This is a genomic window from Lapillicoccus sp. (assembly GCF_039935575.1).
Lineage (GTDB): Bacteria > Actinomycetota > Actinomycetes > Actinomycetales > Dermatophilaceae > Lapillicoccus.
Window position 1 is genome coordinate 25,701 of record NZ_JBDTKA010000112.1, and the last position, 10,112, is coordinate 35,812.

Genomic DNA, 10,112 nt, shown 5'->3' on the forward strand with positions numbered 1-10,112 from the left:
CACGGCTGGGACAGTTGGTGCCATGCAGAGCTCCGTCATCGTCCTGGCCGGCGGGACGTCACGCCGGTTCGGAGCCGACAAGACCAGCCAGCCCTTCGGGACCAGCACGGTCCTCGGACACCTCGTCGACTCGGTCCCACGGGGTTGGCCGGTCGTCGTGGTGGGCGTTCCGACGCCGCTCCCACGGGAGGTCGTCTGGACGCGTGAGACCCCACCCGGAGGGGGACCGCTCGCCGCGATGACCGCGGGGTTCTCGCTGGTGACAACGGATCTCGCCGTGGTGGTCGCCGGGGACATGCCGTTCGGCGGACGAGTGTGCCAGCTGCTCGCGGACGAGCTCGACGCCGAACCTGATGTCGACGCGGTGGCCGCCCGGCGTGGTGCGGCGCACAGCAACCCCTTGCTGGCCGCATACCGGGTCGCTGCGGCCCGTCTCGCGCTGCCCGCTGACTGCACCAATCTCCCCGCTCGGCTGCTGCTCACCGCGCTCCGCCACCTCGAGCTGCTCGTTGACGACGACGCGGCGCTCGGAGTCGACACACCGGAGGCGCTCGCGCAGGCCCGCCGTAGGTTGAGGGCATGAAGGCCATCACGATCCCCACGCCAGGCGATGTCGACGCTCTCGTCCTCGACGAGGTTCCGACACCGCAGCTGCGCGCCGGTGAAGTGCTCGTCGACGTGGTCGCAGCGGGTGTCAACCGGGCCGACGTGATGCAGCGCCAGGGCCGTTACAACCCGCCCCCCGGCGCCTCCCCCTACCCCGGTCTCGAGGTCAGCGGACGCATCGCCCGGATAGGTGACGACGTCTCGGGCTGGTCCGTCGGCGACGAAGTCTGCGCGCTGCTCACCGGTGGCGGCTATGCCGAGCAGGTCGCGGTTCCGGCCGGGCAGCTGCTCCCCGTTCCGCACGGTGTCGGGCTGGTCGACGCTGCCGCGCTGCCCGAGGTGACCTCCACGGTCTGGTCCAACGTCTTCATGACCGCCAACCTGCAGCCCGGCGAGGTCCTGCTCGTCCACGGCGGCTCCTCGGGCATCGGCACAATGGCGATCCAGCTCGCGCGCGAGGTCGGGGCACGGGTGGCCGTGACGGCGGGGAACGCCGAGAAGCTCGAGGTATGCCGCGGGCTCGGGGCCGACATCCTGGTGAACTACCGGGACGAGGACTTCGTGGCCAAGGTGCGCGAGGCGACCGGGGGGCACGGCGCCGATGTCATCCTCGACAGCATCGGCGCGGCATACCTCGCGCGCAACGTCGACCTGCTCGCACCGAACGGGCGGCTCGTCGTCATCGGGCTGATGGGCGGCCGAAAGGGGGAGATCGACCTCGGGGCGATGCTCGCGAAGCGGTGCGCGCTCATCGCGACAACGCTGCGCGCGCGGCCCGTCGCCGAGAAGGCTGCCATCGTCGCGGCCGTCCGGGAACACGTCTGGCCGCTGCTGGAGTCCGGGCGGGTGAGGCCGGTGGTCCACGGCCGGTACGCCCTCGCGGACGTCGCCGACGCGCACCGCGAGATGGAGGCGTCCACCCACATCGGCAAGATTCTCCTGACGACGGGCGAGGACTCCTGAACCCCGCCTGGGAACGGCCTGGCAGCTGCCTGAGATGCGTGCTACCTCCCGAACTGTCCGGACCATCCCCTCCCTCTGAGCGCGGGAACTACCCGATCGGGCTATCCCGCCCCGGAGCAAGGCCCGATGCAATGGACTCGGTCACCCGTGTGGTGCCGACTTCGTCGGCACCGCCCTGCCCCTGTGGTGACCACACGGACGGCAGGGGTCGCCTCGTGCGGCCCCTGCCGTTCCTCCGCTCGAGAGACGGTGGGGCAGGATGGACAGCATGAGTGACGTGGGCGGGCAGCGCCAGGGACCGGCCGGCGGATCGATGCCCGACGAGGCGACGAAGGACCAGCAGCGGGTGGTGGTCGTGACCCAGGACGGGATGGGCGTCTCTTCACCGCGAGGGTCGCGCCCGAACGGCAATGTCGACGGCGACGGTGCCGACGGTGCCGGGGACGGCCCGACCAACCCGGCCGACCTCGTGGAGCAGCCCGCGAAAGTGATGCGGATCGGCTCGATGATCAAGAACCTGCTGGAGGAGGTCCGAGGCGCCCCGCTCGACGAGGCCGGGCGCGCTCGGCTCGCCGAGATCCACCGCCGCTCGATCCAGGAGCTCAAGGCCGGGCTAGCGCCCGAGCTGGTCGACGAGCTCGACCGGATTGCGCTCCCGCTCAGTGACGCGGCACCCTCGGACGCCGAGCTGCGCATCGCGCAAGCCCAGCTCGTCGGATGGCTGGAAGGGCTCTTCCACGGCATCCAGACTGCCCTGTTCGCCCAGCAGATGGCGGCCCAGCAGCAGCTGCAGGGAATGCGCCGGGCACTGCCGCCCGGCCACCCGGCGGCCGAGGACCCGCAGTTGGACCAGCCGGGCGGGTCCGGTCTGGCCGGGGGCCAAGCCGGGGCCGGACCGACGGGCCAGTACCTCTAGCGCAACCCCTGAGACACGCCCCGCCCTTGAGACACGCCTCGAGCCGGTCCTAGGACCAGGAGGCCCGCTCGCGTTCGTTCGGCGTGTAGTCCTGGTCCCACTGGACGAAGGGTTCGAGCAGCTTGTAACGGTGGTTGTCCTGCCGGACCAGCACGACGACGCCGCCGTTGACGGGGTTCTGCAGCGACTCGAAGTACTCGACGCTCCAGTGAAACCACCGCATACAGAACAGCCGCATCGTCAGGCCATGCGTGACGATGACGATGTTCTGCGTGGCCATGGGCGGTCCGAGCCGCCCACTCACCGTCTCGGGGGTGGCGTCCATGCTGCGGAACATCGACTCGAGGAACGTACTGACCCGGTCATAGACGTCAGAGCCGGACTCTCCGTGCGTGAACCGGTAGTAGAAGTGGCCGTACTCGTCGCGCAGCTTCTTCTGGGCCGCGACGTCGGCCGGGTCCTGGAAGTTGGCCCAGTCCTGCTCCCGCAGTCGGGGCTCGAACCGGATGTCGTCCATCGCGACGCCGAGTGCTAGTGCTTGCGCGGTCTGCCTCGCCCGGACGTACGGCGACGCATACATCGTCACCGGTTCGTCTCCGATGTGTGCGCGAATGGCGACGCCCGCCACGGACGCCTCGTCGATCCCCTTGTCCGTCAGCGTGAGTGCGTGGTCGGGAACCGTCTCGTAAATGGCGTCGTCGACGTTGCCCTGCGACTCGCCGTGACGCACCAGGACGATCCGGACCGGCCGGTTCTGAAGTCCCACTAGAGTTCCGCCGCCACCGCGCGCCCGGCGGTACGTCCCGAGAAGAGGCAGCCGCCGAGGAAGGTGCCCTCGAGCGAGCGGTACCCGTGGACGCCGCCGCCACCGAACCCCGCGACCTCACCGGCGGCATACAGGCCGGGCACGGGCTCGCCGGCGCCACCCAGGACTCGCGCGGACAGATCGGTCTGCACCCCTCCCAACGATTTTCGAGTCAGGACGGAGAGCCGGACCGCGATCAGGGGTCCGTGCTTCGGGTCGAGGATCTTGTGCGGCGCGGCCGTGCGGATCAGCTTGTCACCGCGATAGCGGCGTGCCCCGTGGATGGCGACGACCTGGGCGTCCTTGGCGAAGTCGTTGTCGAGCTGGCGGTCCCGTTCGACGATCTGCCGCTCGAGGTGGGCAGCGCTAATCTGTGCGTAGGGCGTGAGCGTGTTCATGCCCGCCACCAGCTCACCCACCGTGTGCGCCGTGACGAAGTCGTCGCCGTGGTCCAAGAAGTCCTGAACCGGTTTGGCCGGACCCGGGCGAACACGGCTGAGCACCAACGGGATCGACCGTCCTGTGAGGTCCGGGTTCTGCTCCGACCCCGAGAGCGCGAACTCCTTCTCGACGATCGACGACGTGAGCACGAACCAGGAGTGGTCGTGGCCGGTGCGGCGTAGGTGAGCCAGGGTGCCGAGCGTATCGAAGCCGGGGAACAACGGAGGGGGCAGCCGGTTGCCGCTGCCGTCGAACCACATCGATGACGGACCCGGCAGGATCCGGATTCCGTGGCCCGGCCAGATCGGCGACCAGTTGTGCAGACCCTCGACGTAGTGCCACATCCGGTCGCGGTTGGTCACGGTGCCGCCGGCTGCCTCGGTGATGCCGATCATCCGGCCGTCCACATAGGCGGGTACGCCGGTGACCATGTGCTCGGGCGGAGAGCCCAACCGGCTCGGCCAGGCCTGCCGGACGAGGTCGTGGTTGCCACCGATCCCCCCGGAGGAGACGAGGACGGCCTGCGCGGACAGCTCGAAGGCACCGACCGGGTCGCGGCTGGTCGAGACGCCTCGAGCGGCGGACGACGGGGCGAGGACGGCGCCGCGAACCCCCGTCACCGCACCTGCATCGACCACGATCTCGTCGACGCGGTGCCGGAACGCGAACCTCAACCTCCCGACGGCCTCGGCCTCGACAGCCTTGCGTACGAACGGTTCCAGGACGCCGGGGCCGGTCCCCCACGTGACGTGGAACCGGGGCACCGAGTTGCCGTGCCCCCCGGCACGGCCGTCACCGCGCTCGGCCCAGCCCACGACGGGGAACCAGCGCATCCCCTGCTCGTGCAGCCAGGCGCGCTTCTCGCCCGCCGCGAAGTCGACATAGGCGCGCGCCCAGAGCCCCGGCCAGTGGTCCTCTGGCCGGTCGAAGCCGGCCGTGCCCAGCCAGTCCTGCCAGGCCAGCTCGACCGAGTCGTGAACGCCCATCCGCCGCTGCTCGGGCGAGTCGACGAGGAACAGCCCGCCGAACGACCAGAACGCCTGACCGCCGAGGTTCACGCGTGGCTCTTGGTCCACGACGACCACCGAGGCGCCGGCGTCGGTCAGCTCGGTCGCGGCGACCAGGCCGGCCAACCCGGCGCCGACGACGATGGCGTCACAGTCCATTGCAGCCCGTCGCTACCGGTCAGCTCGAGGGGTTGAGCTGCGCCAACAGACCGGGGACCCGGTCCAGATAGCCCGGCTTCTCGAACCCGACGATCCCCGCGTTGCCCATGATGACGTGGTCGGTGCCGATCTCGCCGAGGGCCCCGAACCGCTCGACGAGCTGGTCGTCACTCTCGGTGGCGAAGTCCGCGCGGCTGAGCACCGTCTTCTCGATCTCGTCGTAGTCGCGGCCGACATCCGCGCAGTGACCCCGGATGACGTCGTACTTGGCCTTCACCTTCTCCGGACCCATGTCGAAGATGTTGCACGCGTCCGCGTACTGGGCGACGAGCCGCAGCGTCTTCTTCTCGCCGCCGCCGCCGATGAGGATCTTCGGATGCGGGGTCGAGATCGCCTGCGGGTGGTTAAGCGGGCGCTCCAGCTGGTAATGGGTGCCGTCGAACGCGCTGTCGTCGTCGGCCCACATCTGGTGAGCCAGGCGCAGGGTCTCCTCGAGCCGCTCGAACCGCTCGGAGGTGCCGGGATAGGGGACGCCGAGGCCACGGTGCTCCTCCTCGTTCCAGGCGGCGCCGATGCCGAGCCAGGCGCGGCCGCTGGAGAGGACGTCGAGCGTGGTCACGGTCTTCACCAGCAGCCCGGGGTGCCGGTAGGTCACACCGGTCACCAGGGTGCCGAGGGTGATCCGCGAGGTGACGCCAGCGGCATACGCGAGGGCGGTGTAGCCCTCGAGCATCGCGTTCTCCGGCGGCCCCACCATGGAGATCTGGAAGAAGTGGTCCATCACCCACAAGCTCGCCATGCCGGCGTCGTCGGCGTCCGTGGCGATGCGGGCGAACGTGGGGCCGATGCCTTCCGTCGTATCGGGCCATGTGAAGTTCGATACCTGAAGCCCAAGTTTCATGTGTTAAAGGTATGCCGGTGACCTCCACTCCACTCGAGCGCGTCCCCCGGTGGGGTCTCGTGTCTGCCATCGTGGCCCCGGTGACCCTGGTCGGAGGGTGGTTGTGGGCTCAGTCCATGGTCCCCAGGTTCGACCCGGTGCGCTCCACGATCAGCGACCTGGCCGCTTCGGACGAACCGAATCGGTGGGTGATGACGACGGCGCTGGTCCTCACGGGGCTCGCCTACATCGTCACGGCCCTCGGGCTGCGGCCGGCGGACCCCACCGGCCGATGCCTTCTCGCGTTCGGGGGCGTCGCAACCCTTCTCGTGGCCTGGATCCCCAACAACCTCAGCGGCCGCAACGCCGTTGGACACATGATCGTCACGTACCTGGCCTTCGCCGGTCTCAGCCTCTGGCCCGCGGTGATCGCCCGCAACCGCCCGGACGCACCGCTGGTGCTGCGCCGACGGTTCGGCCAGGTACTGGCGATCGGGCTGGCCGTACTCATCCTGGTCGTCGTGGCCGACCTCGTCACGGGCGGGGCGACGCTCGGACTGCGTGAGCGGGTGCTCACAACCGCTCAGGCTCTGGCCCCGCTCGTCGTGGTGCTCGGCTGCCTCGGGGGGCAGCGAACGGCGGTTCCGGAACCAGTCGCGGCCCCCTGACCGCTTCGAGGTCCACACGGGCCAGCTGCTGCGGGCGTCACGCGGTGTCTCACGAACCACCAGTGCTGGGGCAGCCAGAGCAGAAGCGTCTCTGAGTGCGCGAGGAGAGGTCAGCCGCCGGAACGCAGCTGGGGGAACTGGTCGTCGCGCCACTCGGCCCCGGGTGGCGCCGAGTCGGAGGCCACCGCGTCGTTCTCGCGCTGCCTCAGCTCGACGCGCCGGATCTTGCCCGAGATGGTCTTGGGTAGCTCGGCGAACTCGATGCGCCGGATCCGCTGCCAGGGGGCGAGGTGCTCACGCGCATACATGAGGACCGACAGGGCAGTCTCTCGGGTGGGTTCGTGGCCAGGGGCCAGAACGAGGTACGCCTTGGGCACAGCTCCTCGCACGGCGTCCGGGGCGGGCACGACGGCGGCCTCGGCGACGGCAGGATGCTCGATCAGCACCGACTCGAGCTCGAACGGGCTGATCTTGTAGTCGCTCGCCTTGAACACGTCGTCGGTGCGTCCGATATAGGTGATGTACCCCTCTGAGTCCACCGACGCGACGTCGCCGGTGCGGTAGTACCCGCCCGACATCGCCTCGGCGTTGCGGTCGGGGTCGCCCTGGTAGCCCGTCATCAGTGGCAGCGGCGCGTCCGAGAGATCGAGGCAGATCTCGCCCTCGCGCGGCCCATCCGCATCGGCCTCGACCCGCTCCCCCGTCACGGGGTCCACCAGTACGACGGGGACGCCGGGCAGCGGCCGGCCCATGGACCCCGCCTTCACGAGCGACCCGGGTGTGTTGCCCACCTGGGCGGTGGTCTCGGTCTGCCCGTACCCGTCGCGGATCGTCAGTCCCCATGCGCGGCGGACCTGTTCGATCACCTCGGGGTTGAGTGGCTCGCCCGCCGAGATCACCTCGCGCAGCCGTCCCGAACCTCCGGACAGGTCGGCGTTGATGAGCATCCGCCAGACGGTGGGCGGTGCGCACATCGTGGTGACGTCGTTTGCGCGCAACACCCGCAGCAGCGCTTCGGGGTCGAACCGGCTGTAGTTGTAGAGGAAGACGGTCGCCTCGGCGTTCCACGGCGCGAAGAAGCACGACCAGGCGTGCTTGGCCCACCCGGGCGAGGAGATGTTCAGGTGCACGTCGCCGGGCTCGAGGCCCAGCCAGTACATCGTCGTGAGGTGCCCCACCGGGTAGGACACCTGGGTGTGCTCGACGAGCTTGGGCCGGCTCGTGGTCCCCGAGGTGAAGTACAGCAGGACGGGGTCGCCTGGAGCCGTGCCCGGGTGAGGCGCGGGCGGCGCGTCGATCTCGTATGCCGCCGAGAACGGCTCCCAGCCCGACGGCACCTCGGTGGCATGCGAGACCACCACCTTGCGGTAGTCGCCGGGAACGTCGTCGAACTTGCCGGTGTCAGAGGCGTTGGCGATGACGAGCGTGGCGCCGCCGCGGGTGATGCGGTCGCGCAGGTCCGCCGGACCTACTGCGGTGGTGGTCGGCATGATGACCGCGCCGACCTTGATGATGGCGAGCATTGCTTCCCACAGCTCGACCTGGTTGCCCAGCATCACGACGACGGCGTCGCCCTTGCGGACGCCGTGGTCGACCAGCAGCGTGGCGACCTGGTCCGATCGTCGAGCCAGCGTGTCGAAGGACCAGGACGACGCCGGTGTGCCCTGCCGCTCGTCCGCCTCCTCCAGGATCACCAGGGCACTTCTGTCGTTGCCGCGGGCGATGGCGTCGAACCAGTCGATGCCCCAGTTGAACCGGTCACCCACATCCGGCCAGCGGAAGCCTGAGACGGCGGCACGGTGGTCGCCGCGCCAGCCCAGCAGCTGGTTCCGGGCGCTGCGGAACGCCTCGGTGGCAGGCGTACCGATCTCGTCCTGGTTGCTCATCGGGCGCTTTCCGGTTGCTGTGGCAGCTCGGACAGGTCGGCCTGGTCAGGCGAGTCCGGCGAGTCCGGCGAGGCCGGCGAGGCCGGCGGATCGGACGGATCGGACGGATCCACGGGTTCGACACTGGAGCGCCGGAGCATCCGCTCGGCATGCTTGTTGGCGTCGGTTTCGATCGCGTGGTTGAGCAGCTGCTGGATCCGGTCGCTGTGCGGGATCGAGTGGAACGTCTCGTCCGGGCTGTCGCCCGCCGACTCGACCCGCAACGTCCCCGACCCCAGGATCCGGTCCGACGGAGTCTTGGTGAAGCTGACGTCGGTGATCTTCGAGAGCGCGATGTCCTTGCCGTTCTTGGTGACGACCCCCCGACGCACCATCACCCGGTGCGAGGTGATGACGTACTGGGTGCAAGCCCGCACGACGAACGGCACGACCACCAGCCAGATCCCGAGAAGCAGGGCGACACCGACCACGACCCACTGGATCCAGTTGCCGGTGGAGTCGTCCGGCGTCCGCCACGCGACGTACCCGGAGACCGCCACGAGGATGACACCGATGACCGTGGGCGCGGCCACGACGCGCCAGTGCGGCCTGAGGCTGACCAGGACCTTCTCGTTGGGGGCCAGGACGTTCTCCGGAAAGCCCATGGGAGTCAACCTCGTTCGGGCGTGGGAGCGAAGAGCGTTGTGAGCTCGCGGATCGACGTGACGGTGACGCCATCGGCCGAGTAGTACGGGTCATCTGTGAGCGCCTCGTCCACGCGAGCGCGGGACGTGGTGAACATGATCATCGACCCGCCCCCATCCGCGAACGGACCCGCCTGCAGCACCTCGCCCCCGTCGTAGAGACGGGTCAGCCGTTCCCGGTGCGCAGGTCGCAGCTCCAGCCGGGCCGGGTTGTCGGAGAACGCGAGCTCGACGATGACCATGGCGCCACGCTATGCCAGGGCTGGGTCCGATGCATCAGAACCTGGTTGGCAGGCCCGCGTCAGTTGCGGCCGGCGCCTGCTCCGGCGCCTGCTCCTGCGCCGGTACCGGTGCGGGTCCCTCCGGGCGGCCCGCCCTGCCCGCCCCCGGTGAGCCCGCGCACCGAGGTCGAGCTGTTGGTCGGCAACGCGGCGTTGATGTCGGCGATGACGACCTGGTCACCTGCGGCGAGCCCGCTCTGGATCTCGGCCAGTCCGCCGCCGACGGCCCCGACCTTGACGGTGGTCTCCGTCGTTGTCGACCCCTTGAGGACTGCCACCCGTGCCGCCCCGGACGTCACGCCGGGCAGCGCCGACACGGGGAGGGTCAGGACGTCCTTGGCGGTCGCTGTGGCGATGCTGGTCCGGACGTAGCTCCCCGTGGCGAGCGTCGTCGGGGTGTCGGGGAGGGTGACTGTCACGTCATACGAGACCGTGCTGGACGCGGAGGCACCGGTACCCGTGGCGACCGGAAGAAGGGCGATCTGCGACACCACGCCCGTGATCGGGTCGAGGCCCGGGGCGGTCACCGTGGCCGCCTGGCCCACCTTGATCGACGGGAGCTTGGCCAACGAAACCGGCAGCGTCACCGTCGCCGCGCCGGTGCCGACGATGGTGATGCCCGCCGACGATGACTCGGACTGACCGGGGATGAGCGAGATCGCGCCGACGACGCCGGCGATCGGAGCCGACAGCGTGGCCGCGGCGAGGTTGGTCGCTGCGGTGGTCACGGCCTGCTCGGCGGCGGTGATGGCCGCCTGGTCGGTCAGCTCCTTCGCCTGCGTGGCGGCCGCCAGGGCCGCGGCGGACAGCGTGCTCG

11 protein-coding genes are annotated in these 10,112 nt (G+C 69.9%); 4 read left to right on the forward strand and 7 right to left on the reverse strand.

Going from position 1 to position 10,112, the window contains the following annotated elements:
* Positions 1–22 precede the first annotated feature (22 nt).
* From ABI385_RS13625 to ABI385_RS13635, 3 genes are all read left to right on the forward strand, one after another.
* Positions 23–583, forward strand: a complete 561-nt coding sequence (locus ABI385_RS13625) for an NTP transferase domain-containing protein (protein ID WP_348104296.1) — start codon at positions 23–25, stop codon at positions 581–583.
* On the forward strand, positions 580–1,569 hold the full coding sequence (locus tag ABI385_RS13630; RefSeq protein WP_348104297.1) for an NAD(P)H-quinone oxidoreductase: 990 nt from the start codon (positions 580–582) through the stop codon (positions 1,567–1,569). The genes ABI385_RS13625 and ABI385_RS13630 overlap by 4 nt, the downstream gene beginning before the upstream one ends.
* Positions 1,570–1,837: 268 nt before the next feature.
* The gene (locus ABI385_RS13635) at positions 1,838–2,485 is read left to right on the forward strand and encodes a bacterial proteasome activator family protein (RefSeq protein ID WP_407068278.1); all 648 of its coding nucleotides are present in this window, start codon (positions 1,838–1,840) and stop codon (positions 2,483–2,485) included.
* A gap of 49 nt (positions 2,486–2,534) precedes the next feature.
* On the opposite strand, the gene ABI385_RS13640 is transcribed toward ABI385_RS13635, so the two are convergent.
* Genes ABI385_RS13640 through ABI385_RS13650 form a run of 3 tightly spaced genes read right to left on the reverse strand, consistent with a single transcriptional unit; the run spans position 2,535 to position 5,798 of the window.
* The gene (locus ABI385_RS13640; RefSeq protein ID WP_348104298.1) at positions 2,535–3,251 is read right to left on the reverse strand and encodes a histidine phosphatase family protein; all 717 of its coding nucleotides are present in this window, start codon (positions 3,249–3,251) and stop codon (positions 2,535–2,537) included.
* Positions 3,251–4,897 carry an FAD-binding dehydrogenase gene (locus ABI385_RS13645; RefSeq protein ID WP_348104299.1) on the reverse strand — a complete coding sequence of 549 codons (1,647 nt, stop codon included), beginning with the start codon at positions 4,895–4,897 and terminating at the stop codon, positions 3,251–3,253. The genes ABI385_RS13640 and ABI385_RS13645 overlap by 1 nt, the downstream gene beginning before the upstream one ends.
* 19 nt (positions 4,898–4,916) lie before the next feature.
* Positions 4,917–5,798 (reverse strand): LLM class F420-dependent oxidoreductase, encoded by an 882-nt coding sequence (locus ABI385_RS13650; protein WP_348104300.1) that lies wholly within the window; start codon positions 5,796–5,798, stop codon positions 4,917–4,919.
* 17 nt (positions 5,799–5,815) lie between these two features.
* On the opposite strand from ABI385_RS13650, the gene ABI385_RS13655 reads away from it, so the two are divergent.
* Positions 5,816–6,445 (forward strand): DUF998 domain-containing protein, encoded by a 630-nt coding sequence (locus tag ABI385_RS13655; protein WP_348104301.1) that lies wholly within the window; start codon positions 5,816–5,818, stop codon positions 6,443–6,445.
* Between the two features lie 110 nt (positions 6,446–6,555).
* Here the strand turns inward: ABI385_RS13655 and ABI385_RS13660 are convergent, their stop codons facing one another.
* The 4 genes from ABI385_RS13660 to ABI385_RS13675 form a co-directional block, all read right to left on the reverse strand.
* Positions 6,556–8,331: an AMP-binding protein gene (locus tag ABI385_RS13660; protein ID WP_348104302.1), complete on the reverse strand. Its 1,776-nt coding sequence runs from the start codon at positions 8,329–8,331 to the stop codon at positions 6,556–6,558.
* Entirely contained in the window at positions 8,328–8,975 is a 648-nt protein-coding gene (locus ABI385_RS13665; protein WP_348104303.1) for a PH domain-containing protein, read from the reverse strand. Before ABI385_RS13665 ends, ABI385_RS13660 begins: the two co-directional genes overlap by 4 nt.
* Positions 8,976–8,980: 5 nt before the next feature.
* Positions 8,981–9,256 (reverse strand): YciI family protein, encoded by a 276-nt coding sequence (locus ABI385_RS13670; RefSeq protein WP_348104304.1) that lies wholly within the window; start codon positions 9,254–9,256, stop codon positions 8,981–8,983.
* A gap of 59 nt (positions 9,257–9,315) precedes the next feature.
* The coding region (locus ABI385_RS13675) for a hypothetical protein (RefSeq protein ID WP_348104305.1) at positions 9,316–10,112 on the reverse strand (797 nt) is incomplete at its 5' end.

What these genes read in the sequence shown, in the direction of transcription:
- ABI385_RS13665 (WP_348104303.1), bottom strand. Translation starts at nt 8,975, where the DNA reads ATGGGCTTTCCGGAGAACGTCCTGGCCCCCAACGAGAAGGTCCTGGTC.
- ABI385_RS13650 (WP_348104300.1), bottom strand. Translation starts at nt 5,798, where the DNA reads ATGAAACTTGGGCTTCAGGTATCGAACTTCACATGGCCCGATACGACG.
- ABI385_RS13625 (WP_348104296.1), top strand. Translation starts at nt 23, where the DNA reads ATGCAGAGCTCCGTCATCGTCCTGGCCGGCGGGACGTCACGCCGGTTC.
- ABI385_RS13630 (WP_348104297.1), top strand. Translation starts at nt 580, where the DNA reads ATGAAGGCCATCACGATCCCCACGCCAGGCGATGTCGACGCTCTCGTC.
- ABI385_RS13670 (WP_348104304.1), bottom strand. Translation starts at nt 9,256, where the DNA reads ATGGTCATCGTCGAGCTCGCGTTCTCCGACAACCCGGCCCGGCTGGAG.
- ABI385_RS13660 (WP_348104302.1), bottom strand. Translation starts at nt 8,331, where the DNA reads ATGAGCAACCAGGACGAGATCGGTACGCCTGCCACCGAGGCGTTCCGC.
- ABI385_RS13645 (WP_348104299.1), bottom strand. Translation starts at nt 4,897, where the DNA reads ATGGACTGTGACGCCATCGTCGTCGGCGCCGGGTTGGCCGGCCTGGTC.
- ABI385_RS13635 (WP_407068278.1), top strand. Translation starts at nt 1,838, where the DNA reads ATGAGTGACGTGGGCGGGCAGCGCCAGGGACCGGCCGGCGGATCGATG.